The organism is Alicyclobacillus sp. ALC3, assembly GCF_028751195.1.
In the GTDB taxonomy this organism is placed as follows: Bacteria; Bacillota; Bacilli; order Alicyclobacillales; family Alicyclobacillaceae; genus Alicyclobacillus_L.
Genome location: NZ_CP066784.1, coordinates 1342986 through 1368170 on the forward strand (window position 1 = coordinate 1342986; position 25185 = coordinate 1368170).

At 53.6% G+C, this 25185-nt stretch carries 22 protein-coding genes and 1 pseudogene; 7 read left to right on the forward strand and 16 right to left on the reverse strand.

Going from position 1 to position 25185, the window contains the following annotated elements; all coding sequences use genetic code 11:
- Positions 1–65: 65 nt before the first annotated feature.
- The 4 genes from htpG to JC200_RS06465 all read right to left on the reverse strand — a co-directional run bounded on the left by htpG (position 66) and on the right by JC200_RS06465 (position 5063).
- Positions 66–1946 carry a molecular chaperone HtpG gene (gene htpG, locus JC200_RS06450; RefSeq protein WP_274435393.1) on the reverse strand — a complete coding sequence of 627 codons (1881 nt, stop codon included), beginning with the start codon at positions 1944–1946 and terminating at the stop codon, positions 66–68.
- A 162-nt stretch (positions 1947–2108) separates the two neighbouring features.
- Positions 2109–3062 (reverse strand): FUSC family protein, encoded by a 954-nt coding sequence (locus JC200_RS06455; protein ID WP_274435394.1) that lies wholly within the window; start codon positions 3060–3062, stop codon positions 2109–2111.
- Positions 3063–3105: 43 nt separating this feature from the next.
- Complete coding sequence (locus JC200_RS06460) at positions 3106–3909, reverse strand: HipA family kinase (RefSeq protein WP_274435395.1); 804 nt, start codon at positions 3907–3909, stop codon at positions 3106–3108.
- Positions 3906–5063: a glycosyltransferase family 4 protein gene (locus JC200_RS06465; RefSeq protein ID WP_274435396.1), complete on the reverse strand. Its 1158-nt coding sequence runs from the start codon at positions 5061–5063 to the stop codon at positions 3906–3908. The genes JC200_RS06460 and JC200_RS06465 overlap by 4 nt, the downstream gene beginning before the upstream one ends.
- Before the next feature lie 300 nt (positions 5064–5363).
- On the opposite strand from JC200_RS06465, the gene JC200_RS06470 reads away from it, so the two are divergent.
- Both JC200_RS06470 and JC200_RS06475 read left to right on the forward strand, forming a co-directional pair.
- Positions 5364–6782, forward strand: coding sequence for a hypothetical protein (locus JC200_RS06470; RefSeq protein ID WP_274435397.1), 1419 nt, complete (start codon positions 5364–5366; stop codon positions 6780–6782).
- A 198-nt stretch (positions 6783–6980) separates the two neighbouring features.
- Positions 6981–8597, forward strand: coding sequence for a DUF6311 domain-containing protein (locus tag JC200_RS06475; RefSeq protein ID WP_274435398.1), 1617 nt, complete (start codon positions 6981–6983; stop codon positions 8595–8597).
- Positions 8598–8665: 68 nt separating this feature from the next.
- On the opposite strand, the gene JC200_RS06480 is transcribed toward JC200_RS06475, so the two are convergent.
- From JC200_RS06480 to JC200_RS24370, 3 genes and pseudogenes are all read right to left on the reverse strand, one after another.
- On the reverse strand, positions 8666–9655 hold the full coding sequence (locus JC200_RS06480) for a phosphotransferase family protein (protein WP_274435400.1): 990 nt from the start codon (positions 9653–9655) through the stop codon (positions 8666–8668).
- Complete coding sequence (locus JC200_RS06485; RefSeq protein ID WP_274435401.1) at positions 9636–9791, reverse strand: helix-turn-helix domain-containing protein; 156 nt, start codon at positions 9789–9791, stop codon at positions 9636–9638. The genes JC200_RS06480 and JC200_RS06485 overlap by 20 nt, the downstream gene beginning before the upstream one ends.
- A 4-nt stretch (positions 9792–9795) precedes the next feature.
- Positions 9796–9944: pseudogene (locus JC200_RS24370) on the reverse strand (IS200/IS605 family transposase); the annotation flags it as partial.
- A gap of 244 nt (positions 9945–10188) precedes the next feature.
- Here JC200_RS24370 and JC200_RS06495 point away from each other — a divergent pair.
- From JC200_RS06495 to JC200_RS06510, 4 genes are all read left to right on the forward strand, one after another.
- The gene (locus JC200_RS06495; protein WP_274435402.1) at positions 10189–10542 is read left to right on the forward strand and encodes a hypothetical protein; all 354 of its coding nucleotides are present in this window, start codon (positions 10189–10191) and stop codon (positions 10540–10542) included.
- 133 nt (positions 10543–10675) lie between these two features.
- On the forward strand, positions 10676–10972 hold the full coding sequence (locus JC200_RS06500) for a metal-sensitive transcriptional regulator (RefSeq protein ID WP_274435404.1): 297 nt from the start codon (positions 10676–10678) through the stop codon (positions 10970–10972).
- 27 nt (positions 10973–10999) lie between these two features.
- Positions 11000–13378, forward strand: a complete 2379-nt coding sequence (locus JC200_RS06505) for a heavy metal translocating P-type ATPase (protein WP_274435406.1) — start codon at positions 11000–11002, stop codon at positions 13376–13378.
- 92 nt (positions 13379–13470) lie between these two features.
- Positions 13471–13677 carry a heavy-metal-associated domain-containing protein gene (locus JC200_RS06510; protein ID WP_274435407.1) on the forward strand — a complete coding sequence of 69 codons (207 nt, stop codon included), beginning with the start codon at positions 13471–13473 and terminating at the stop codon, positions 13675–13677.
- 103 nt (positions 13678–13780) lie between these two features.
- Here the strand turns inward: JC200_RS06510 and JC200_RS06515 are convergent, their stop codons facing one another.
- Complete coding sequence (locus tag JC200_RS06515) at positions 13781–14137, reverse strand: SPW repeat protein (RefSeq protein WP_274435408.1); 357 nt, start codon at positions 14135–14137, stop codon at positions 13781–13783.
- A gap of 183 nt (positions 14138–14320) precedes the next feature.
- On the opposite strand from JC200_RS06515, the gene JC200_RS06520 reads away from it, so the two are divergent.
- Entirely contained in the window at positions 14321–15088 is a 768-nt protein-coding gene (locus tag JC200_RS06520) for an exodeoxyribonuclease III (protein ID WP_274436482.1), read from the forward strand.
- A 118-nt stretch (positions 15089–15206) separates the two neighbouring features.
- On the opposite strand, the gene JC200_RS06525 is transcribed toward JC200_RS06520, so the two are convergent.
- The 8 genes from JC200_RS06525 to JC200_RS06560 form a co-directional block, all read right to left on the reverse strand.
- Positions 15207–16397 carry an MFS transporter gene (locus tag JC200_RS06525; RefSeq protein ID WP_274435409.1) on the reverse strand — a complete coding sequence of 397 codons (1191 nt, stop codon included), beginning with the start codon at positions 16395–16397 and terminating at the stop codon, positions 15207–15209.
- A gap of 214 nt (positions 16398–16611) precedes the next feature.
- Complete coding sequence (locus tag JC200_RS06530) at positions 16612–17616, reverse strand: NAD-dependent epimerase/dehydratase family protein (protein ID WP_274435411.1); 1005 nt, start codon at positions 17614–17616, stop codon at positions 16612–16614.
- Between the two features lie 16 nt (positions 17617–17632).
- The gene (locus JC200_RS06535; protein ID WP_274435413.1) at positions 17633–19741 is read right to left on the reverse strand and encodes an ABC transporter permease subunit; all 2109 of its coding nucleotides are present in this window, start codon (positions 19739–19741) and stop codon (positions 17633–17635) included.
- 93 nt (positions 19742–19834) lie between these two features.
- Entirely contained in the window at positions 19835–20272 is a 438-nt protein-coding gene (locus tag JC200_RS06540; protein WP_274435415.1) for a hypothetical protein, read from the reverse strand.
- 673 nt (positions 20273–20945) lie between these two features.
- A complete protein-coding gene (mqo, locus tag JC200_RS06545) occupies positions 20946–22511 on the reverse strand; it encodes a malate dehydrogenase (quinone) (protein WP_443111873.1) in 1566 nt (521 codons plus the stop codon).
- Positions 22512–22701: 190 nt separating this feature from the next.
- Entirely contained in the window at positions 22702–23307 is a 606-nt protein-coding gene (locus tag JC200_RS06550; protein ID WP_274436484.1) for a TlpA family protein disulfide reductase, read from the reverse strand.
- 48 nt (positions 23308–23355) lie between these two features.
- Positions 23356–23805, reverse strand: coding sequence for a DinB family protein (locus JC200_RS06555; protein WP_274435417.1), 450 nt, complete (start codon positions 23803–23805; stop codon positions 23356–23358).
- A gap of 103 nt (positions 23806–23908) precedes the next feature.
- Complete coding sequence (locus JC200_RS06560; RefSeq protein ID WP_274435418.1) at positions 23909–25180, reverse strand: MFS transporter; 1272 nt, start codon at positions 25178–25180, stop codon at positions 23909–23911.
- Between the last annotated feature and the right edge of the window lie 5 nt (positions 25181–25185).

The window sequence follows — 25185 nt, forward strand, 5'->3', positions numbered from 1 at the left end:
TTCCGATTAGTAGCAGAACCGGGCACCCAGATTGTCTCTAGGTGCCCGGACGTATGGACAAGCATTTAGACCATGATTTTGCAGATGTCGTTGGTGAAGTCCACGGGGTCTTGAAGCGGCAAACCCTCAATCAGCAGTGCTTGGTTGTACAACAGGTGCGTATAAAGACTCAACTTCTCTGAATCGTGATCAAAAGCCGACTTCACAGCTTCGAACACCTTGTGGTTAACATTGATTTCAAGCACTTTTTCCGCCTGCACGTTTTGACTGTTCGGCAGAGAGTTCAGCACCTTCTCCATCTCGATGGTGATTTCGCCGTCGGCTGTCAAACACACTGGGTAGTTCTTGAGCCGCTTGGATACGCGCACATCTTTCACCTTGCCGCCCAGAATGCCCTTCATTTCCTTCAACAACGCTTCATTGTCTTTTGCGACTTGCTCAGTTTGCTCGTCTGCTTCATCTGGTGCGAGACCCAAGTCCCCGCTCGAAATAGACCGAAACTCTTTGTCCTGGTATGTCATGAGCATCTTGATCGCGAACTCATCCACGTCTTCCGTGAAGTAGAGGATTTCGTAGCCTTTGTCCGCAACCATCTCCGTTTGCGGCAACTTGTCGATCCTCTCTACTGACTCACCCGTCGCATAGTAAATGTACTTCTGCTCCTCTGGCATCCGCGCTACGTACTCGTTCAGCGTGACAAGTTTTTTCTCCGTAGAAGAGTAGAACATGAGCAAGTCCTGCAACACGTCCTTATTGCTGCCAAAATCGCTGTAGACCCCATATTTGAGCTGTGTGCCAAAAGCCTTGTAGAAGGATTCGTACTTGTCCCGTTCGTCCTTTTGCATGCGTTCTAACTGGCTGGTAATTTTGCTGCGAATGTTCTTTGCAATCAGTTGCAACTGCCTGTCCTGCTGTAGCATCTCTCGCGAAATGTTTAAAGACAGGTCTTCTGAGTCCACCATGCCCTTCACAAAGCTGTAGTAGTCGGGGAGCAAGTCAGGGCTCTTGCTCATAATCAGCACACCGTTTGAGTACAGTTCTAACCCCTTCTCGTACTCTTTCGTGTAGTAGTCGAACGGGGTCTTTTCCGGAATGTACAAGATTGCATTGTATCGCACGGCGCCATCGACGCTGATGTGGATGTGCTGTAATGGCTGGTCAAAGCCGTAGTGCTTTTCAGCGTAGAAATTCTGGTAGTCCTCATCCGTCAACTCATTCTTGTTCTTACGCCAAATTGGCACCATGCTGTTGACCGTCTGCTCTTCCACAACGGACTCGTACTCGCCCTCACTGCCTTCCTTAGGAACCCTTGTAGTAACGTCCAGCTTAATTGGATAGCGGATGAAATCCGAGTACTTCTTGATGATGGAACGCAGTCTGTATTCGTCGAGGAATTCATCGTAGTTGTCGTCTTCTGTGCTCTCTTTCAGTTTCAGCGTGATAAGAGTACCCACTGAATCTTTGTCGGTCGGCTCAATGGTGTACCCGTCCACGCCAGACGACGCCCACTTGTAGGCTGTATCACTGCCGAGGGCTCTGCTGACCACCGTCACAGTATCAGCTACCATGAACGCCGAATAGAAGCCGACGCCAAACTGCCCGATGATGTCGTGCCCAGCTTTCGCCTCGTTGGCGTTTTTAAAGGCGAGTGAGCCACTTTCCGCAATGACACCAAGATTGTTTTCGAGTTCATCTCGCGTCATACCAATCCCGGTGTCGAGCACGGCCAGAATCCGACTCTGCTTGTCCACCTTCACTTTGATGTAGTAATTGCCTTGGTCGAAACTGAGGTTCTCGTCACTCAGTGCCTTGTAGTAGAGCTTGTCGATCGCGTCACTTGCGTTCGAAATCAGTTCCCTGAGGAAGATTTCACGATTCGAATAAATGGAGTGAATCATCATTTCGAGCAGTCGTTTCGACTCGGTTTTAAACGGCATCTTTACCACGCCACAATCCCCCTTCATACTTCAGTGGCAATTAGCACTCACAAGTCAAGAGTGCTAACGCCACTCCTTATTTTACATATCGCTCGGCGGTCGTCAATTTCTAAGGAGTCTGGTTGGACGAAATTCGCGGAGGTGAGATGGCAAAGTTGGGGATGACCGAACTTACACTGCGTAGCGGACAAACCAGCCTAACTGAAGGAGCAAATCGCGGGCGACCCATCCGGCATAGGCGAGTCTCTCGTCATCTTGATGTCGTAACGGGACATTCTCTTGCAACAGTTCCTCACACTGTTCCACGAGGTTCGAGTGTACGACGTTACGCAACTGATTAATTGCCTTCTCGTGCAGAGACGTGATGTTGGCGATGTGAACAGCGAGTTGCTCGCTTTTTTCCGGAAATTGATTGACAAGCCGCAACAGTTTATACTCCAGCCAAAAAATCTGCAGGAGTTTTCGGTAGGTCGCCTGCCGGCGTAGCTCAGAGTACTTCTTCCGCCCGATTGCCCGCTCCTCTTGAAGCAGGATAAACATACTATCCAGTTTGCGCAATTTCTTCTCAACGTCCACTTCAGAGAGCTTCGATTGATGAATCTCCTTTGTAGCGCCAAGGCGCAGCAACAGCGATAGTTCGTCTCGAACGGAGCGAATCTCTTCGAACAGCCGTGACTCCACCTTCGGTGGAAACAAGAAAATGTTCAGCAATGTCGCAAATACAATACCCATCATGATGAAGATAAACCGATGCACGGCGTACGTCAGGTAGTCCCCTTGTTGAGAGTAAAATACGAGTGCAATCACTACAAACACGGACAGGTCCAAACTCGATTCAAGTTTGAGCCGGAGATTGACGGCAATGGTCAGAACGATCAGGAGCCCAATTACCACGGGGTGGTTGCCAAGCAAAGACACGCCGGCAATAGCGATGGTGGCGCCGATGGCGTTCGCAATCGTGTTGTCCCACAACTGTCTCCAGGAGCGGTAAATCGACGGCTGGATGGCCAGCACGGACGAAGCCACAATGAAGCCAACGCCCGAGGCGAGGTTAAACCAGTGGCTGAGGTAAATGGCAAAAATGACGGCTAGGCCTGTCTTAATTACGCGCGCACCGACATGCATCAAAAGCACCTCCCTTCACCTGCTACTATATGCTTGTTTGATGTCAGTGCCCAAATTCTTTTACACCGGAGTACGCCAACCAACGGCGGATTATTCGCCGCAGTCTCGCCCGGCGGTGCAGTAGCAGGTCAATCATCTCGGCTTGCAGAGGAGCGCTCAAGGCGCCAGCCGGAACGCTTCGTACCGCTTCTTCAATCGTCTCGACCGGCATCTGCTCAATCCGCTCTACCATCGGCTCGAGTACGCGCCACGAGGATTGAATCCGCAGAAGTCCGTTTGGCACGTGGTAATAGCGCCACAATTTGTCCCAGTAGGCCGTCGACCAGTCGTGTTCATCCCACTTGTACGGGGCACCAAGCAGAGCGAGCGCGTGGTCAATCAGGTACCAGTTGTACCGCTGTGCGCCCGGTCTGCGATACAGCACGATATTTTTCCCAACCGCTCGGTCGACGTTCGCGATCCAAGCGTCGAACACAACCAGTTGCCGCAATCGTTTTATGTTTTCAACCTGCTCTTCCGGCCGTTCACGAACGATTTGTCCGATTTGGTTCCATGTCGTAATCTCCGCAGCTTGCGTGGCAACAGATACGATTCCTTGCCGCGGTAAACCGTCAGAACCGATAACTTCTGCCAGGTCTAGCTTGGCAACCGGAAAACGGAGTTGTTTCGCAAGCGTAGCCGCCGCCCACTCGTTTGCGATGTAAGGACCGGCGTAGTGCCATTGGTCTGGCGTCGCAAACTTGAAAAAACCGGTCCCCTCCACTGGGTTGGTGACAATCCAGACGGACCCCTGCAATTTGGCGGAGAGTTTCCGTTCAAAACGCCAAGTTCCCTGATCAGTTGTCAACGAGCCCGCACCCCCTGTCGACTAGCTGTCAGGTCCTGAAACAGTGCCAAATACCGCTCTGCGACGCTGTTCCAGGTGTAACTGTGGGACCGACTACGCCCCGCTCTGGCGCGCTCGGCCACTTCGTCCGGGTGCAGCAACGTGTTCTCTACAACATCTGCAATAGCGTATTGGTCGACACTCGGAATAATGTGCGCTACATTCGAATCGATGAAATCCGACAGACCGCCGGACTGTGTGGCGACCAGCGGGATCCCGCAGGCCATCGCTTCAAGCGCCACCAGCCCGAATGACTCCAACTGGCTTGGGACAATCACAAGGTCATGCGCTCTATAAATGTCAGCCATCCTTTGCGCCGGTTGAAAACCGAGCCAACGCACGTGCTGAGAAACTTGCAGTTTCCCGGCTAGTTCTGCGAGCCTTGCCTTGTACTGCAGTCCTCCACGACCTACAACGTCAAGAGTTACTGGCCAATCTCGTTGGCGCAGTACGGCGATACTCTGCAGCAACTCTTCGATGCCCTTCTGCGGGATGAGCCTCCCGACAAACAGCAACCGGGTTCCGGGGTCGCGTCGTTCAACGAGTAGTGTGTTCTGCCACTTTACCTGGCCAGGTATATCAACCCCGTTAGATATGACGCGAATGCGGTCTGCACACTGTGGACAAATGGCGATAATGCCTTGCCGCTGCCACTCGCTTGGCACCACGACGCGATCGGCTTTCCTAATCAACCGCTCCTGGCGTCGTTTCATCATATCTTGGTGCGGCGACCAGGGCTCGTCAGAAATCAGTGAGTGGCAGGTGTAGACAACCGGGATGTTTCGCAACTCCTGCAAGTGCAACGCAATATTCGCAAAGCCGACACTGTGCACGTGAATCAGGTCCGGCCACGCCACGGCCCGACGCCGAGCGGCTAGCAGAATGGGCGCTGTGTTAAAACGGCGCCGCGCTTCGTGAAAAAACGGCTTGCGCCGCGGGATGCGCAACACACGAATGGCCTGGTTGCGAGCCAGCCTTGCAGGACCCTTCCCGCGAGCGATCACAGTTACATCCTCGCCGAGGTCGCGGACGGCTCGAGACAGTTGCGTCGCAACAACACCTAACCCCCCAATGAACCACGGCGCGTACTCATTGGTTAGCACCCAAATTCGCACATGCTGTCACCTCACCCGTCTGAACAAACAGCGGACACGATTTGTCCCACCGTATTCAGTTCCAGTTTGGTGCGGAACCGGCGACAGCCCGTACTCGGACGCATCCCCGTAACTCCCAATGTGTAGATGGTGATATAGACAGCGTGTAGTAAAGTTTATCAGGGTACTGAAATGTGGCAATCGGGTACCGGCACATGGGAACTCGTGCCCGCGGGAACTTACGACTGGGTCGCTCCGTCTATTGATTTGGTCACAGTTTCGGCCGGAGTGCAACCAGCACACCTGCAGAGGAGAACTCACATGTCCTCACTTCGTCCATTTACATTCGCATCCGCCGTCGCACTTTGTTCGCTCCTAGCTGGCTGCAGCCCATTTTCAGCCAGCAACCGCGCGACGTCGCTGCCCGCGCCAAAACACGCACAGCCTGTCCGTGAGAAACATGTGGTACCGCGTACACCTGCAGGTCAGTCGGTGAGTCCAGTGGCACCAGTAGTGCTCGGAGTACGGAAATTTCCGTTTCCCTTTCAGGCCATGCTTGCTGTATCATCGGATGCCGATCACGAAACTCTGCGCAAGTTCAACCTGGCACATGAGTTTCTCAATTCCACGAGCATGACACCGATGGGGCGAGGCCTCGGTCTCGACATCGCAGACTCGTTTTTCATGTACAACGGTTCAAACATCCCCACCTACACCGATGTCAACAACGTCCCACTCAAGGACGAGTTGACTTGGTTCCGGGGCACTTCTTCGCAGCCCTACGCTGCTAGTGTTTTGAACCAATACATCAAGGACGGGTGGATCGACACGCTCCACACTTATGGGGACTTCAGCCGTGTAAACCAATCTCAAACGGTCTTTACGCGAGCGCTCGCAGCGCGCGCGATTGCAACTTTGCGACAAAACGGAGATTTTCTCACGGTCTGGACCGACCACGGCAACCAATCGAACGTCGACAATTTCGGTGCGTACCAACCAACAGGGTTTGACAGTTACCAACAAGGAGCTAACCCTTGGTCGAAGTACTACCACACGAATCTGCTCATCCCGTACGGGGTGAAGTTTGTCTGGGCCGACCGGGCAAGTGATGTGTTCGGTCGCACCAGTATGATTTATCCCATCGTGCTTCCTAGCGGGCAGAAGGTTTGGGGCTTCTGGCGGTATACCAACAGTGGTTACACGGTAAACGGCAGTCCGATTTGGGAATGGACAGTGAACGACATCCCAAGTGAATTGTCGACGCAGCACTTGCAACAAATTGCGTCCAATCATCAGTATGCGATTATCGCGACCCACTTGTCTGCGAACAACAACTACTGGCCGTTTTCGTGGCCAGTCATACACGCCTTTCAGTACCTACAAAAGGAACAGCTAGGTGGACACATCCTGGTTGCACGCACAAGCAGACTACTCAACTACAACGTCGTGCAGCAATACCTGCACTTTACAGTCCTGCACACAGGCAACCGCAGCGTCGTAGATATTGAAGGCGTAGCAGACCCGGTGTTTGGTTGGTACGTACCTACTTTGAACGACTTGCATGGCATCACGTTTTACACCAATAATCCAATACAGACGACGATTGAGGTGAATGGCAAACCAGTCCCGGCAAACCTGCTGCAGAGGAACACCACCGATGGCTATGCGCCGAGCATTGGTTTTAAATGGTACGCGCCCAACACCACAAACTACGCCATCCAAGCTCCTGGCATCAAATAACTTGGGCAGTGATTGTACTTTACGAGGATAAGTGGGGGGCAGGCATTGACCTACAGCATAAGATCTCGATCCTGGACGGTTCTCTTTTACGTTTGTATGTTCTGCCTATACTTGATTCCCGCAGCCATCATTCTCGGACCCGCATTACTTCATCCGAAAACGATTTTCGTCGGAACGAATCAAGATTCGGGTCAATTCATGTGGTATTTGGGGTGGTTTTGGCACGCGCTGGTCAACGGGCAAAACCCCTTGACGACAACAGCAGTGAACTACCCATACGACTTCAAACTAATGTTAAATACATCCATTGTAACCGAGGCCGTTGTCTTCGGACCCTTGGTCTACCTTGCAAACACCGTTTTCGCATTCAATGTCGTTGTGCTCGCATCCTTGGTCTTGTCCGGATTGTTCGGATACAGCCTTCTGCGTGCCGTTGGCGCGCGCAAATGGCTTGCTGTGCTCGGCGGACTGTTGCTCGAAATGTCCCCGTTTACTGTGAATCAGTTAGTGGATGGTCACATCAACTTCAGCATGTCGAGCGCCATCATTCTGGCTATCTTGTCTGTTACAGCTCGTTTTCTGCAGCGTCAGCGGCGACCTGTAGCAACTGGAGGCCTAATCGGGGCGTTGTGCGTCGCGCAGTTCTACACATCACTCGAGATGTTTGCGACCTTCACCCTGATGGCTGTCATTGCCGTTGTGTTTTACACACTGTTCAGTGCAAAAACCCTCATGCATCGAACTTTGACGCGGATTCACTTTCAAGCCGCAGTCACGGCCTTGACTGTTACGTTGGCCCTCACCCTGCCTGGAGCGTGGCTGTTTCTCGCAGGTTTGCACGGGCACTCAACTCCTTTTATGCCGCGTAATATCTGGGTGACCGACGTCGTCAATTTGTTGCTTCCGACAACGGCACAATGGCTACACACGGGGTTGTCCGCTCGCGCTGTGCATCGGTTTACAGGTGACCTGTCGGAAATGGGCGGCTACCTTGGAATTCCCCTTGTCGTTGGAATCGTATGGATACTGTTCGCATGCCACAGGCAAAAATGGGTGTGGGTGCTGTTCATCGTGGGCTCTGCTGCCACTGTCCTTTCGTTTGGCCCACACTTGCACATCTTCGGCCATATCACCAAAATTCGCATGCCCTGGGTCGTAGTGGAGCGACTGCCTTTGCTACAGGACGCTACGGCAGGGCGAATCATGTTTTATGCAGATGTTTCGTTTGTCACGCTGCTAGTGGTTGGACTTGAGCGAATCATGCGGACCAGTCGGGGAAGAGTGCCGAAAGGGGTCGCGACGTATTTGCTGCTCATCGCTGCTGCCTGTGCCTGGATACCGACGGCAAAGTTTTGGCATCAGCACGTTCTACCTTCTTCCAATTTATTTCGACAGACCGACTTTCAGACGGTCATCGACCATCAGCCCGTAACTGTCCTGGTAAATGGGTACTGGTCATTCGGGTACGTCATGCAGGCATTAGCAGACTCTGGCTACTCGTTCCCTGTCACTAATGTATATGGGTTCCCCTACACGTCATGGATGGCCAACGGGAGACTCGAGCAAGAATTCTCGAATGACTTTCTGTTTGAATCAGACTTCTCGCGATACGCGAGTAATACGTATGATGATTCTCTGGCCGTATCGAACTTGCGCAAATACATCGCGCAACGTCACCCTGCACACATCCTCTGGTTACAGGGCTACAGTACGCCACTCCCACCAACCCTTGCATACGCCCTGACACAGGTTTGTGGTCGTCCGATGACGATGGATGGATCATATCTGTGGCAGGTCCCTTCGCTCTCATCTTGATGAACAAGTCAGGCTATCGTTAGGGTCAAACGGCTAAACAACCATCCGTTCCGTTCGCAGGGGGCATATCACAGCGCCCGCCTGCTCAGTTCGCTGAAGGCGTCACGCAGCCACCGCAGTTTTGTCGCAGTAATGACTTCAAGTTCCGCACGGGAGAGATGCCCTTGGCGATACTTGAAGACCTCCCACCCAAGCATCATCAGGGTGTTGTCGAAAAAACACGCTAGCCAACTGACGCGAAATGCGTCGTTGTCGACTGACCAGCCAGCGTTGCGCAGCACACTGCAAAAATGGCTGTACGCTGCTCTACGAAGGTCGTCGTCCAGAATATCTTGGACGAAAATCGTCAAGTCACGTTGTGGAACCGCCACACATGCAAACTCCCAGTCGGTCAACTTCAGGGTTTGCCCTCGAACGAGCAAATTCTCCAAGTGAGGGTCGCCGTGCGTCACTGTAGATGGCCCCTGCATCCACGCCTGCAGTTGCGGATAGAACAATTGGGCTTGGCGTTCAAGAGCGCGAATGTCATCGGCCGTCACGCCACCGATGCCCACCTCGGCTGCCCAAGTCACCCGTTCCAAGGCTTCCTCAGCCCAAACAATGGACGACTTTACCGGGTAGGTTGCCAACACACCGTCACGCAACCACGTTTGACTGCGCTCGCGGAACCGAATGTGCAACTCAGTCAGCCAGGTAACGGCTTGGAGGATAAGCGGTGAGCGAGTTCTTGGCATTGAGCGGCTGAGGGTAGTTTTCAGTGGCTCTCCGACATCTTCGAGCAACAGTCCACGTCCGGCCGGGTCCTGAATCTGCGCGAATAGACGCGGCATGTAGTCTGCGAGCGCGCTCGACAACGATTCGTACAGCGACCATTCACTTGAGCGGTCAGGTGCCATCTGCTTATAGACCAAGGGCACCTGTTCGAGGTCGGGCGACAGCACAACAATTTGATAGATCGCCAAAGCTGCGAATCCCCCGACAAGACGCTCCGCACGCAGCACGGTCCAGTTGCGTGCAGCAAACCACCTTTGTAGCTCATCAGGCAGTTCTTTGCCCATCTGGCATCACCTTCTTCAGCGCGACACGTTCGTCCAGCAGGCGATTGTAGAGCAGGCGACAGCGCTCTAAAGTGAACTGTATTTTCTCTTCTTGTTCTTTCGTGGGGTAAAGTCTGTACTTGTACGCTTTTCGCATGAGGTCATCTCGATTTCTGCGCTTCGATATACTTCCTGATTACGTCCAGTTGAACAGTACCCACGGTAGCGACAAAAGGGAATTCGTCCACAGGGAGGGCAAACGACTCTCTAGAGATTTGAATTCATCGCGAAGAATTTGGGAAGTGTATCCCTATCACCTTGCCTCAATGGGTTCAACAAGCACTGACGATACATCGGGCAAAAGACAACGTGGTACTTGCGGTCGAAAGTAATATTGTGGTTTGCATCAGCTTCTCTACTCATGGCGAAACACACAAAAAGTATAGCGCGAAACCCTAGATACAGCAATTTCATCCATCGTTGAGAGAGGAGTCATGATTCGTCTAACGGCGCAAATAGCCAACCATAATACAACGGTTACGAGGAGGGTTTAGATGAATCGACACGAAGACCACACTACGGTATCTGGGCTAGGCTTCACGGTTTCTGCTCAAGACCTCAAGTACGTGAACGAGTATCCAGGTCAGTGGGAACTGACCGGTCAGCCAGAAAAAATCCCGGAGAACTACTGGCTCATCACGCACGACGGTCAAGGACATAACGTACGCGGCCACTTGAGCCCACAGCAAATTTTGGACTGGGGGCGCGACCAAGGTTGGCAGTGTGCCTACGTAGCTCCGTACGGGCACCATGTAATGGGTGCAGAGGACGAAGTTCAGCTCCATGACTGGTTGCGGGAACGGCAGAGGCGGGCAGCCGAAGAAGCTGTAGACCAACATCTTCAGTGACAATCTGACCACGAAGGACGGGCCTGTCATCTCCGAAACCAGGCCCGTCACCTCGATTAGGCACGTGTCTTTGACACAGATACCATACGGGGGTACACTATGTCAAAGACCAATCAGGAATGGAGCGTGCGGGATGTCGACACATGTGCACGGTCACAGCTACGCCGACAAAAAAGATGACCTAGAGCTCCGACTCAAGCGCATCGAGGGCCAGGTCCGCGGGATTCACAAGATGATCGACGAAGACCGCTACTGCGTAGACATCCTAGTGCAGATTGCTGCCATCAAGAGCGCAATTCATCAAGTTGGGCTCACCATCCTGGAATCTCACACGCGCGGATGTGTGGCCGATGCTCTCAGCCACAACACAGGCGCGAAGGAGAAAGTCGATGAATTGATGGATGTAATCCGCCAGTTCACAAAAGCCTGATAGACGGTCGAGTCGAGGTGAACAAACATGGCTAACACCGTAGAAATCACCCTGCCAGTGGAAGGTATGACCTGCGCGGCGTGTAGTGCCCGCATTGAGAAAAACGTCGCCAAACTCCCGGGTGTCAAAGAGGTCAACGTCAATTTGGCCTCGGAGCGAGCCAGAGTCGTGCTGAACGGAGAATCAACCTGGAGAGATGTGGTTGAAAAGATCGAGAAGTCTGGGTACTCCGTGCCTGAGCGCGAGGTCGACCTCAATATCACAGGGATGACGTGTGCCGCCTGCTCTGCCCGCATTGAGAAAGTTGTGGGACGGCTGAGCGCTGTGGACTCCATCAACGTCAACCTGGCGTCGGAAAAGGCGCATATTACGTACTTTCCCGGCGTGATTGACGAACAGGACCTGATTCGCGCTGTCGAAAAGGCTGGGTACGGCGCCACACTGGCATCTGCTACTGCTGCAGCAGCGGAAAAACAGCGTAAGGAGCAAGCGTACCGCCGGGAAGCGTGGACGTTTTGGGGGTCCGTTGTACTGACCCTGCCGCTCGTCATTCAAATGTTCGTCCAGCTGTTTGGCGGCAGTATGTTTCTGCCAAACTGGGTCAGTTGGGTCCTGGCTACGCCTGTCCAATTTTACGTCGGCTGGCGTTTTTACAAGGGAGCGTACCACTCCCTTCGCGGCGGCGCCGCGAACATGGACGTCCTGGTCGCGCTTGGCACATCCGTCGCCTACGTCTACAGCGCCGTTCTGACCACACTCGGTCACTCAGGGACATACTTTGACTCGTCCGCGACCGTTGTGACACTCATCTTTATGGGCAAACTACTCGAAAGCCGAGCCAAAGCGAAGTCCAGTTCGGCCATCGAGTCTCTCGCCAAACTCGGCGCGAAGGTCGCGCACGTGGTGCGGGAAGGAGTCGAAGTCGATGTTCCCGTCGAGGAGCTTCGTATCGGCGATGTCGTCCGTGTCCGTCCCGGCGAAAAAGTGCCGAGTGACGGCAAGGTCCTGGAAGGGACGTCGGACGTCGATCAGTCGTTTTTGACTGGCGAGTCGATGCCAGTCGCGAAGGCACCTGGCGACGAGGTTGTCGGCGCGTCCGTCAACCAGGCAAGCGTGTTTACGATGTCTGTCACGAAGGTAGGTTCAGAGACTGCGCTCGCCCAGGTGATTCGCCTCGTTGACCAGGCGCAAGGTTCAAAAGCGCCTGTCCAGAGGTTGGCGGATAAAATCTCCGGCATCTTCGTCCCAATTGTTCTCGTCGTCGCCCTCGTCACCCTGTTGGTCTGGGGCATCTTTGTCGGCTGGGCGCCTGGGCTCATCGCGGCAGTCGCGGTACTCGTCATTGCCTGCCCCTGCTCGCTCGGACTGGCGACACCCACGGCCATCATGGTCGGCACCGGCCTGGGGGCGGAATCCGGGATTCTCATCAAAGGTGGCGAGCACCTCGAGAACGCTCACAAGGTAAACACCATGGTGCTCGACAAAACGGGTACTGTGACTGTGGGCAAGCCGGCTGTCACAGATGTCTGGATGTCACCTGGAGTCTCAGAAAGAGACGTACTCGCCCTGGCCGCAGCGCTCGAGTCACAGAGCGAACACCCACTCGGAACAGCTGTCATCGCGCACGCCAAAGACCGCGCCATCGACATTGCGACCGCACTCGGTGTACAAGCTGTCCCCGGACGGGGTATCGTCGGTGTAGTCAATGGCCAAACCATTCGAGTCGGCCGTAAGCGCTGGCTGTCTGAGGCCGGCGTCCCAGAGTTCCCGAACGAAGCCCTGGCCAAGTACGAAAGCGAGGGCAAAACCGCGGTCCTCGTCGCGGCAGACGCGACCCTGCTTGGCATCATCGCGATGGCGGATACCATCAAGCCAGACGCCACTGTGACCATTCAGCAGTTGCAAGAGATGGGTATCGAAGTGTGGCTCATCACCGGTGACAATGAACGCACAGCGAACGCAGTGGCGGAACAGGTCGGCATCAAGAACGTGATGGCCGCCGTGATGCCGGAGGACAAGGCGAACAAAGTCCAGGAACTGCGCAAAAAAGGCCGTGTTGTGGCCATGGTCGGTGACGGGATCAACGATGCGCCTGCACTTGCTGCGGCTGACATCGGCATCGCGATGGGTACGGGAGCCGACGTCGCCCTCGACGCAGCTGACATCGCCCTGATGCACGGCAACATGCAAGGCGCAGTCGATGCCATCCGGCTGTCGAAGGCGACGATGCGCAAGATTCGGCAGAACCTGTTCTGGGCCTTCTTCTACAACGTGCTTGGTATTCCGCTAGCTGCCCTCGGCATTCTAAGCCCCATTATCGCAGGTGCGGCCATGGCGATGAGTTCCGTCAGCGTCGTGTCGAACAGTTTGCTGTTGCGTCGGATTAGACTGGGAAGGGAGGTGTAGCCGGGTGAGGTGCGCGTCGGACCGCATCCATCGCGGGGACTCCCGACCCTGCCGTAGGGTTGTAAACTATTGCATGAAGGAGAGTGTTTGATGTGTCAACCGAAACGATTACCGTGAAGGGCATGACCTGCGACGGCTGCGTAAATTCTGTAACAAAGGCACTGAAAGGTGTTGCAGGAGTGCAAGAGACCAACGTCGACCTCGCAGGCGCAAAAGCCACCGTCACGTTTGACTCGAGCCAGACCAATGTAGCAGCGCTGAAAGAGGCTGTTGAGGAAGCTGGCTACGACGTCGAGTGACGTTGTACGAGCTCTTTGTTCAACTACCTAAGCACTCCCGTCTCGTCGATGAGGCGGGAGTTTAGCGTTTTGCCACCTAGTCCCCTACGACTGCGCTCTTAAATCAGATCCGCCCCGCCCGATTTCCCATTGATCCGGAATGCATCATTAGTGTCCACAGACTTAATACCATCGTGGCCAGAGCTGGCACAATTGTCCCGAAGTACTGCCAGTCTTCGAAGTGCCCGAGGAACGGGTGAACGAGGAACCAAAAGCCCGTCACGAGCGTGATCCAATCAGGAACACTCCGCCAGCTTGCTGCGGGCATCCAGAGCGATCCCCAGACTGCCGCAACGACTTGAACCGCTCCAATGACCATACTGAACCACGTCGCCGTGTTCAGATGAGTGAGCCCAAGCACCCACGGCGCCACAATAAACCACGCGCCGACGATGGCGTTTAACCAGTGCCGCCAATCCACTGCCGCTTCACCTCCCACAGGGAACAAACTGTTCCATACTGTGGGATAGTTTCACCACGTCAACCTTGGTTATTCTTTACGAGCCTTTGTACCCCACACTGTACGCAAAGATAAGTGGCAGGGCAGGCCCACGCTCACCATGTGCTAAACTAGCAGCAACATGAGATTTAAGGGGACTTGGCTCTGAAACTAGTATCTTGGAACGTTAACGGTCTGCGGTCGTGCGTCAGCAATGGCTTCCTTGACTATTTCCACGAGGTCAAAGCCGATATTTTCTGTGTGCAGGAGACGAAGCTTCAAGCGGGACAAATTGCTCTAGAACTCGAAGGGCAGTACGAGCAGTACTGGAACTACGCTGAGAAGAAGGGCTACTCGGGCACCGCGGTGTTTACGAAAGAAACGCCGCTGTCCGTGCGTTACGGCCTCGAAGATGAGACAGAGCCTGAAGGACGAGTGATCACACTCGAATTCGACGCCTTCTACCTGCTGACTGTATACACGCCAAATGCCAAGCGGGACTTGTCACGACTGGACTACCGTATCGATTGGGAAGACCGCTTTCGAACCTACGTGCAACAACTTGATACAAGTAAGCCTGTCGTAATCTGCGGAGACTTGAATGTTGCCCACCAGGAAATTGACCTCAAGAATGCGAAAGGGAATCGCGGTAACTCTGGTTTTACAGAACAAGAACGAGCGAAGTTGACACAACTGCTCGACTCCGGATTTACGGATTCTTTCCGTTGCCTATATCCTGACCGCACCGACGCGTACTCCTGGTGGTCCAACATGCCAAAAGTTCGAGAGCGAAACGTTGGGTGGCGAATTGACTACTTCCTCGTCTCCTCGAGGTTGAGCCCCCTCATTGTGGAGGCGAGCATTGACGCCCACGTCCTTGGAAGCGACCACTGTCCCGTTGGTTTGGAGTTGCAGTCTCTTGGACGCAAGTAGGTTGACCGCATCACGTTGTCCACGGTTGTTTTGGAACAGACGGTCCGTGCAGGCGGTCCATCCATTCTGAGATCAGCCGGCCAAGACCTTCGCTGTGCATCGTTTACTTGGTCCGTCGTCAAACAGCCCGCACGAATAACGGCAGCAGTGCGATCGCGATGAAGAGGACGCCACCGAAGGCCGCAACTGCATGGACGCCTACTGAGTTTGCAACGGGTACGGCTAGCATGACGCCCGCTGGAATTGCGATGTACGACCCAAAATCGTCAAATGCGCACACTCGCGACAACAACTCATGCGGTACGCGCTGTTGGAGTGTGCTATCCCAAGCGATGCCGCTGACCGCCGACCCGGCCCCAGCTAGCAACGCGGCCCAGGCAAGCCAAGGCAGCGGGTGCTGCAGCCCGAGCGTAACCATCGGCAGTCCACTGAAGGCAATTGCGAGTAAACTGTCTCGCAAAGGGTGCCTGAGGGTCAGTTTGAGCATGACTAAACTCGCCAGAAGAAGACCCACTGCCTGAACACCGAGGGTTAACCCCCACCCAGAAGCGCCAAAAGAACGCTCTGCGATGAGCGGTCCGAGCACCCGCCATACGCCCATTTGAACAAAGTTCATGAGAGCAAACGACAGAGTGACTGTCCAAATCCAACGCTGACGGCGGAAGTACGACCAACCGGCGCGCATCTGCTGAATCAGGGATTCCCTCGAAGCAGTCGGGTGCGACGGGATGTCAAGACGCGCCAGACACCCTGCGGCGATAAAGAAACTGGCGGCGTCCACAGCAATTCCAAAGCCGCCGCCAATTGACGCAACGAGCACTCCTGCGACCGTCGGGCCGAGCATCTTTGCGGCACTTCGAGAAGCATTTAGCAGGGCGTTCGCTTGTTTGATATCCGACCGCTCGACGAGCTCCGGGATGATGCCGCGCATGGCTGGAGATGTAAATGCCCCGAGAACGCCGTTAACGACAGCCAAGGGCAGAATCCAGTATGGGTCCAGCCTCAGTACAACAATCACTGCGATTCCGCTCTGGGACAACCCAGACCCGACGCTGCTGAGGACAAGCAGTCGGTCGCGGCGATAGCGATCGGCGACACTCCCCCCCATCAACACCATGATGACTTCGGGCAAGATTTCTGCAGCGAGAACGTATCCGAGCAGCTGTTGTCCGTGCTGTACTTGCAGGACAGCAAATGCCAAAGCGACGGGTGTCATACCGCTGCCAAAGAGCGAGACGGTACGACCCAAGTAGAACCAGCGGAACCGGGCGCCCGAGAGGGCCCCTGTCGTGACCAGAGATTTTAGCATTCGTCGTATATCCTCTCGAAAATTCTTCCCGGCCGGGTTCCGTTATCATAGTTTATTTTTTCTGTCAAGAATAGACTTATATTTCTTCAAAATTTATAATCATAATAGAAAAATAAAGTTGGGGCCTTTTCTGTTGAAAGACCCCGAAAAAAGAACATATGTTTGTACGGCAGGCCCTGTTTCTACGCAGGCCCTTTTTGTTATTTTGCCAATCTCATCTAGCCTGCCGCTCATTCCACGCGCGCAACAACTCGAGTTCGCGTTCCCGACTCAAGCCTGCTTTAAGGCGCCCTTCATCAGGCTTTTCCCGTGAGCGCTCCCAGCTCAACGTATCGAGAATGGTGTCGCGAGCGGAGCGAAATGTGAGCCCCTGCTCGATGGCTCGGTTGACATTGACAGTTTGAAAGCCAGGCCAACCCGTACGGTCTGAAATCCACAAGGGTAGGTCGGTCCATTCTTCAACACCTTGCGAGAGCAGGAACTCTTCATTCACCCAAACCGGGTGACCAGCGGAAGGCGTCACGTCGACGAGTGTGTCCACAAACCCCTTCATGTTGAGCGGCTTGTCCGGACCAGTCGCGTTGAAGACGCCATTTGCCTGAGCCTCTACCAACTTGATCATCCAGTCCGCCAAGTCCCTCACATCGATGAATTGAACCGGATAGTCGTATCGCCCTGGCACCAATACATCCCCACCTTGAGCAAACCGCCACACCCAATACGTAAATCGGTCAGTCGGGTCGTGCGGTCCGACAATGAGCCCTGGTCGAATGACGAGTGCACGTTCACCAAACCCCTGCTCTACTTCCTGTTCACAGAGCGCCTTCAACTCCCCATAGTGCTCTGGAATGTTCTCGCTTGTCTTATCTTCCAGCGTGCCGACTGCGGCATCCTCATTTAAATTCGCACGCGTAAAATCGACGTATACCGAAACGCTCGAGACAAACGTGTAGTGCTCGACGGAGTCTTTCAGTAGCTCAACCGACTGGCGCACCACGCGAGGAAGGTATCCGCTAGGGTCAATCACCGCATCCCAGTGGCGGCCACGGAGCGCGTCGAGGTTCCCATCGCGATCGCCAACAAGGGTTTCTACCATGGGATACAAGCCTGGATTCGTCAGTCCGCGATTGAACAGCGTAACTTCGTGACCATTTTTCAGCGCGCTATCCACCAAGTGCCGTCCCAAGAACTTCGTGCCGCCTAAGATAAGAATTCTCATACGTTCTCCTCCATCGTTATAGGTTTGTCTCTTGCAGGTGTAATGAGCTATTAATCTCTGGTTTTATCCAGATACTAACAATCCGAAACGCTAACGGATACGAAGCTGACCTCCTAGTTGGTTCAGAATTGAGCCACTTTTGAATACCGGTTAAAGTCAAATTGAGCGCAATTACCGTCCAGGTTATGAAGAGTATCGGTGCAAAAAGCACCCACGGATACGCGCGAAAGTAGTTTGAGTTTGCTGCAATTAAAGCACCCCAATCGCTCGCCGACTGATTGAAGTGCCAACCGGCAGGCCAGGGAGGCTCAGAAAGCCACCAATTTGCCCGAATTGCGACTTGGAGATAGCCGAGAACAGCGATCAGGACCAGCACACGGACAAACTCAGCAACAAGTGTCTCGACTGCAATTCCGAGCATGGTACGCAGCACGTGGATGAAAAACGCACCGATTCTGGAGTTACCCGACACCCATGCAGCTTCCATGTATTCCTTGTGAAATTCAGCATCAAGGTGGAACTGCAGATTCGACGCAACCCTACCACACTCCACTAGACACAACAGAGCAAAGTAAATCCACACGTGAATCGGTCCCCAAGTCCAGTGATCAGGCAGGACATGAACTCCCGCCCAATATAACTGCGGTATGTTGATAAGCAACAAAACACCAATCACGCCCGGAATGAGAGTAAACAACGTGCTCCACATGTGGATAATCCACCGCAGGCCTTGCAGTTCCAATACAGAAGAAGAAAAGGCGAGCAGAGCAGCCACAGCGACAACCAGAAACGCGGCTGCCCCGACTTCTCCAAACGTGGTCAACGTGCCGTGCAACGCCAAGCTAAGCAGGTCATGCCCTTCGACGTCAGTACCTAACCAATGCGATGGCGATGGGGGAAACGGCGGCGTTGAAACTTGGGTGATGCTCTTTCCGAAATGCAATAAGTCCTTCGCGGTTGCTTTCGGAATTGGCAACTTGTTCGCGAACAGGCCCGCTGCCAACAGCACCATCAGCATGAAGGCGCCGACCGTAAGTGCCCAAGGACCCGTCGATGCCGTTCGTGCATTGCGTAATCTGGCGGAAAAAGGGTTCGTCTGCCCATGGAACCCCAATATCCGAAGTATGCCCCGCCCAATGAGCCATAGGAGAGCAAACATGAGGACGCACACAAGTAGATAGTACAAACACAAAACGGGATCAAAATTGTAGTACATCACGAGCGGATTATTGGACGGGACCGTAGACACTGGGGAATAGACGGGCAGAGCGCCCGAATTGCCCATGGACTGAAACAGTCCATTAACAATTCCCCTGCGGGCAAATAGAAATTCAACAACAACCAGCGCGGACAGAAGCATGCCGATGACCGGAATTAAACTAGCCGCGATGGTGCCGTAGCAGTTTGGCAGTAAATGCCGGACGACTACACGCCCTTGCGGAATGCCCTTTGCACTTGCTGTTGTCAGGTATTGTTGTTCGAACTGAGACTCTACCGCCAGCCTAACTGCGCGAGCCACGTACATCACAGGCAATAGTGATAGAATTAAGGCTGGAACCAACGTTCCAGTCCAAAAGTTCGTACTGCCTGCAAAAAACACGTGAATGTTTCGTCCACGCTGATCTAACCAGAAGGACAACGCAATTAACGCCATCACCCAAGTGAAGTCAGGAACTGCTTCCAGAGTCCACTGGACGCCGTTGGACAAGACAGTCCCAGGACTTCGAACGGCAGTATGTACGCCATCATACAGCCCTTTTGCAGTGCCCATCACTAAGACCACGGCAAAGCTGATGAGAAGCAACTCCAACGATGGTAGAACGTTATGAAGGACATCTCTGAGCGGAGTGCTCGACTCAACCGATTGACCTGCCGACCCCGTTAACCACGCATGCAACTGCTGATGAATATTGTCAATAAACTGACGCCATTTGAAGGTATGTATCGGAGACGTGGCCTGTCCGCCGTCCACGAGCACCCCTCTTGGAAACTCTACCAGCAGGAACAAAACAACAATCACTACTAGCCAACTACTTACCCGCGCGGCAAGTGCACGCATCTTGAAACGTCCTCCCGCTGTCTGAACAACCCCCGTATTCGCGATATTCGACTGAGTGTAGGCCATTTCCTCCTAACTGAAAACAGGTTCCGTTCCACTCGTGGGTTCTTGAAGTGGGTCCGTGCTTACGCGGCAGCATCGTTGTCGCTCTGCGTACAGTTATATAGTTGGCTTAAAGGCAGCCAAGACGAGGCAGACAAGGAGGATAACAAAGGCGATAAACAACCAGACTCGGTACCGTAGTGCAACCTGCTGCTCCTCGGCAGACACCGGCTCGGCACGGAGAATCCGCTTGCCAAGTCGAGTCAGAACAATCACGGATATAAAGAAAGCAACGACGCCAAGGCCCTGCATCCCGGCCAGCCAGAATGCACCGAGTTCCGACTTGGGTTGAACAAGGAAAGACAGAATTGTCCCGCCTAGAGCCGTAAATCCAGCGCCGATATGGCTCGTACGCGTGAGGAGCGGAATGAGGGTCCGGACATCCGCCGCACTCCGAGAAACGTTTCGAGCTGGCCAAACGAGTAAAACACCTGTGGTGCTACCGAACCACAGACAAATCCCTGCAATGTGAATAAACCACAGCAGTTCTTTCAATATACGCGTCCCTCCGGTCTGTCCACCATGTTAGCATAGCGCAATCGAAGGACTCGCGCACAGGGTACCTGTACCTCACGAAATGTGATGCAGCAACATTGGCTATGGAAAATAGCAAGGGGCTGTTGTGGATGATGCTCATGGATACCTTAAAGCGACTTCTCGCATCTAACGATGAACCGAGTATAGAAGACTCCGGTCAGTCATCTCCCGGTGAGGCGCAGAACCAACCCAGGCAAAACTTTCAGCCATGGGGGGCTGACCCATTCGCGCCGTGGATGACGCCGCAAAACCATGTCAACGCTGACGGTCAAACCAGCGACACTTCAAAAAGCAAGGAGACGGTAAAGGCCAAGCGTAAGCAAAGTCTCCTGGCAAGGTTTCTACCTCAGCAGAGGACGTCCGCGCAACCCCAATTTCGGCAACCGCCCGGGAGCAGGCACGGGATTGGCGGCTATGGCCAACCAGGCATTCCTCGTGCACCAATGGTTAATGAATGGGGTAATCCGCTTCCGAGACGGCAACCCATGCCACAAAGAGCCTTGCGATTCCAAACGCGCCCACACATGACCGGACATCCACCACAGCCGAGAATGTTACCCGGCGCCCCAAGACGCCCGGGGATGCCGGGTAATCGACCGGTCAGGCGATTGCGCGACCCGTGGAGCTAGCGTTAACTGTAGACGGCCTCTTTCTCAGTGAATACAGGGCCGTCTTCCCTTAAAGCTGATCTTTCCTCAATCAGACCAAGCGTCCGGGCTGTATCAGTCTGAATTTCTTGGTACAGCTTTGGGTTGTTCACGAGTGACAACCCATAAGACGGAATCATGTCTTTTAGTTTTGCTTCCCACTCTGCCATGTGCTGTGGGAAACACTTCGCTAACACTTCGAGCATAACGTGGACGGCAGTCGAAGCCCCTGGGGAAGCCCCAAGCAGTGCAGCGATCGTGCCATCTGCGGCACTGACGACTTCTGTACCAAATTGCAGTGTTCCTCGGCCGTCTTCAGTGTCTTTGATGACTTGTACACGCTGACCGGCCACTACTGTGTCCCAATCCTCGCTTTTCGCACTCGGGATGAATTCACGAAGTTCTTCCATGCGCTCTTCGTCAGACAGCAGCAACTGCTGAATCAGGTATTTCGTCAGCGCCATTTCTTTCATGCCCGCCGCCAACATCGTAACGACATTGTTCGGTTTCACTGAGCCGATTAAATCAAGGTTTGAACCGGATTTCAAAAACTTCGGTGAGAAACCAGCAAACGGTCCAAACAATAGCGTCGTTTTGTTGTCAATGTACCTGGTATCAAGGTGCGGAACAGACATCGGTGGCGCACCCACCTTGGCCTTTCCATACACCTTTGCGTGGTGCTGCGCAACGACATCCTGGTTATTGCAGACCAGGAACAGTCCGCTTACTGGAAATCCGCCAATGTGCTTCGACTCAGGGATTCCGGTCTTTTGGAGCAGTGGCAGGCTTCCACCACCACCACCAATAAACACAAACTTGGCCGTGTGATTCGCGACAACGTTGCTACCTAGGTCTCGGACTTTCAGTTCCCAAGACCCGTCGTCTGTACGCTTTATGTCCTCGACACAGTGATTGTAATTCACCTCGGCGCCCACGCTCTCCAAGTGTTCAAATAACATGCGCGTCAACGCACCGAAGTTCACATCTGTTCCGGAGTCGATTTTAGTCGCCGCAATTGGCTCGTTCGACGTTCGTCCTTCCATGACCAGAGGCAACCACGCTTTGAGTGTTTCGGGGTCGTCGGAGAACTCCATGCCTTGGAACATGGGGTGGTCCACAAGTGCCTCAAACCGTTTTTTCAAAAACTCGACGTCGTGTTCTCCTTGCACCAAACTCATGTGCGGAATAGATCGGATAAAGTCTTCAGGGTTCTGAATGCAATTGCTTTTGACAAGATAAGACCAGAATTGCCTAGACAGTTGGAATTGCTCGTTGATTTTTATTGCCTTACTGATGTCTAGAGATCCGTCTGTTTTCTCCGCAGTATAGTTCAGTTCACACAAAGCAGAGTGGCCCGTACCTGCATTATTCCACTCGTTTGAGCTCTCTTCCCCAGCCTTCCCCAGCTTCTCGAACACTTTGATTCGCCAACTCGGGTCTAGCTCCTTCAGGAACGAGCCTAAGGTCGCACTCATGATGCCTGCGCCAATCAAGATAACCTCTGTCTGATTCTGGCTGGTCGTCATAAAAATCGACTTCCTTTTCCCCATGGGTATTCCTGCACACAGCCGGTGCAGTGATACGCTCAGAACCTACTACTTCCACCCTCAATTATAACCATATCGTAGTCTTTGGTGGCTATTAAATTCTGCCACGATCCGGTATTTATTAACTACGTGTTCAGAATGACTAGGACATTTTGAGGCACCAGAAGTAATTGGTTCTGAACTTGGGGACGGTTTACTTTGAGGTAGCCATTTGAACCAATTGAGCAATCCCAGACTTCGACATAGCGCCGATCCGCATGTAGATGAGTTTGCCCTGTGGACTGATCACGAAGGTTGTAGGGTAGGCGAGCACCGTGTACGACTGCCAAAACTGACCTTTTGTGTCCAGCAACACGGGGTACGTAACACCGTATTTCTTAACGAACGCCTGCGCCCCACTGACGCTGTCGATGCTAGTCAAGTTCACACCGATAAACTGCACTTGACTGGAGAACTTTTTAAATGCCTGTTCAAGGTCGGGAGTTTCCGCCTGACACGGTGGACACCAAGAGGCCCATGCATTAATAATCAGCGGCTTCTTACCGAGCAACTGGTCCAAAGACGTCTGTCCATGTCCGGAGAGGTTCTTCAGAGTAAAGTTCGGGACGCGGCTCCCGACGGATATAAATCCTCCCGTCGAAGAACCGCTCACCGTAGTGTTCGTCACATTGGGGGACACAGGGGGTGTATTGTTTTTTACGTGGCGACTGACGTTTGACTGCGTGGGTGTTGTCCCACATCCTCCAACCAACATACCGCTGATTATGAGCGGAGTAATGACGCGCCAAGCTAACTTCATCAACGCAACAACACACCTCTTCCTGCTACCCTCTAAGTAGTAGTGGGATTACTCAGACTTAATCAGAAGCTTCTTGATGAGCGGAATTTGGCCGCGGTGATGAGCCGCGTGCGCAATCGCGTACGCAATCAGCTGACGTTTGTTCAACTCTCCAACTCTGAGGTGCAGACCTAGCTGCGACAGTTCCTCTTCCTTTACATTCTCCAACACCTCTGCGGCATACGGCAACGACGCGGACCAATCATGATGGACCGCATTCAAATCCCAGCTCTCCGCTTTAAACGGGGCTTGTGTGTCAATATCAAGCGATTCTCCGGCGAGCGCAGAGAAAAATTTCTTCTCGACTCGGGTGATGTGATCGATAACAGAGGTCACGTTGTTGAAGTTCGGCAGCGGTTTTGTCAGCCACTGTTCGTCGGTCAAGTCTTGCACCATTTGGTCCACGCTCTCGTGAACACTCTGTAGCAATGCGTACAAATCAGCGACTTCTGAAACCATGCAATCCGCCTCCTAAAGGTTAAGACATTGTGTCGCGGGTCCAATTCCCCCGAAAATCATACCCCGCCATGTATAAATTCGTCCACACGCACCCCAACCTGCGTCACACGGACAGGTTAGAAACCGTCACTGGAATTTCTGGTTCGAACACGCCCCATCTACAGACACTGCGGAATTTGCGAGACGACAGTCCGTAGATAAAAACCGTGATCATAAATAAAATGCCGGTCGTGCCCATAATCCAAACTGGCGATAGTGTGTTGCTGAGCGCCCCGAAACCGAGATTGGCCAGGGACATAAATCCGCCGGCGAGGACCAGGTAAAAGCTGGTGACTCTTCCCCGCATGTTGGGCACACTCATCTGCTGGATATACCCCAGACTGAGGGTCATAAACATAGCTTGTGACGCACCAACCACGACGACGGCCAAGACAACGAGTTGGTGATTCGTTACTACCGCCATGAGCGACAGTGACAAACCACTCAAGATGGCCGTGACCCAGTACAAAGTGCCACGCATTTTCACGCTCTTTACGCCCGCCAGAATCAGCGTCCCAAGGATAGACCCTAGACCGACCGTGCTCACCATCTCACCGTACAGTCCAGTTGCTCCGTGCAGTGTCTTCACGAACCCAGGCAACATGCCCATGTAGGCCATGGTCAACGCACAGTGCAGACCGACGAGGGAGACCAGCACGCCAATCACAGGTGTACGTCGAATGTAGGCAAAACCGTCAATAAGCGGGCCAAAAGCTCGCCTCCGGCCGATATCCGCTGAAGGGTCGCGGTCTGCCTCCGTCTTCTGCAGCGCGAACACACAAGCAGACGCAGCCAGGTACAAGAGTGCCGCGAACAGGTAAACAATGCCTGGCCCGAACACAACCAGCAGTGGACTGGCCACCGCCGGTCCAACGAACTCTGTTCCCCTTTGTGCGAGGGCCTGTAGAGACAGCGCATTAAACAGCTTCTCCTGCGGAATAATCACAGGAACTAGAGAACTGAGCAGGACGCTGAGCGCACTCGAAGAAAAGCCAAAGACCAGAGCAAGGACAAGCAACCACGGAGGGGAAATTAAGCGCGCATGCGACAGCGAGGCGAGCAGCACTGTCACCACGACTTGCGCGAGAGCCGCCGCGAACATCATCCGCCGGCGGTCCAACAAATCCGCCAACACACCAGCGATTGGCGCGCCAAAAATGTTCGGAATTAGCGTGGCAAACATGATGGCACCTGACCATGCCGAGGAGTGCGTGAGCTGATAGGACTGCCACGTGACAACCAAAGTAAACGTCCACGATCCGGCGTTGGTGAGCGTGGTGATGAGCCACAACCATCTGTAGTCTCGAACACTAAATGAATGCAAAAGTCCCCGCATCTTCG

Bases quoted from the DNA above. Each gene is read 5' to 3' on its own strand.
- JC200_RS06475 (WP_274435398.1), top strand. From the start codon at position 6,981: ATGTGGTATTTGGGGTGGTTTTGGCACGCGCTGGTCAACGGGCAAAAC.
- JC200_RS06495 (WP_274435402.1), top strand. From the start codon at position 10,189: ATGAATCGACACGAAGACCACACTACGGTATCTGGGCTAGGCTTCACG.
- JC200_RS06525 (WP_274435409.1), bottom strand. From the start codon at position 16,397: ATGCTAAAATCTCTGGTCACGACAGGGGCCCTCTCGGGCGCCCGGTTC.
- mqo (WP_443111873.1), bottom strand. From the start codon at position 22,511: ATGGGGAAAAGGAAGTCGATTTTTATGACGACCAGCCAGAATCAGACA.
- JC200_RS06500 (WP_274435404.1), top strand. From the start codon at position 10,676: ATGTCGACACATGTGCACGGTCACAGCTACGCCGACAAAAAAGATGAC.
- JC200_RS06530 (WP_274435411.1), bottom strand. From the start codon at position 17,616: ATGAGAATTCTTATCTTAGGCGGCACGAAGTTCTTGGGACGGCACTTG.
- JC200_RS06535 (WP_274435413.1), bottom strand. From the start codon at position 19,741: ATGGCCTACACTCAGTCGAATATCGCGAATACGGGGGTTGTTCAGACA.
- JC200_RS06485 (WP_274435401.1), bottom strand. From the start codon at position 9,791: ATGCGAAAAGCGTACAAGTACAGACTTTACCCCACGAAAGAACAAGAA.
- JC200_RS06560 (WP_274435418.1), bottom strand. From the start codon at position 25,180: ATGCGGGGACTTTTGCATTCATTTAGTGTTCGAGACTACAGATGGTTG.
- JC200_RS06480 (WP_274435400.1), bottom strand. From the start codon at position 9,655: ATGGGCAAAGAACTGCCTGATGAGCTACAAAGGTGGTTTGCTGCACGC.
- JC200_RS06470 (WP_274435397.1), top strand. From the start codon at position 5,364: ATGTCCTCACTTCGTCCATTTACATTCGCATCCGCCGTCGCACTTTGT.
- JC200_RS06455 (WP_274435394.1), bottom strand. From the start codon at position 3,062: ATGCATGTCGGTGCGCGCGTAATTAAGACAGGCCTAGCCGTCATTTTT.
- JC200_RS06555 (WP_274435417.1), bottom strand. From the start codon at position 23,805: ATGGTTTCAGAAGTCGCTGATTTGTACGCATTGCTACAGAGTGTTCAC.
- JC200_RS06550 (WP_274436484.1), bottom strand. From the start codon at position 23,307: ATGAAGTTAGCTTGGCGCGTCATTACTCCGCTCATAATCAGCGGTATG.
- JC200_RS06505 (WP_274435406.1), top strand. From the start codon at position 11,000: ATGGCTAACACCGTAGAAATCACCCTGCCAGTGGAAGGTATGACCTGC.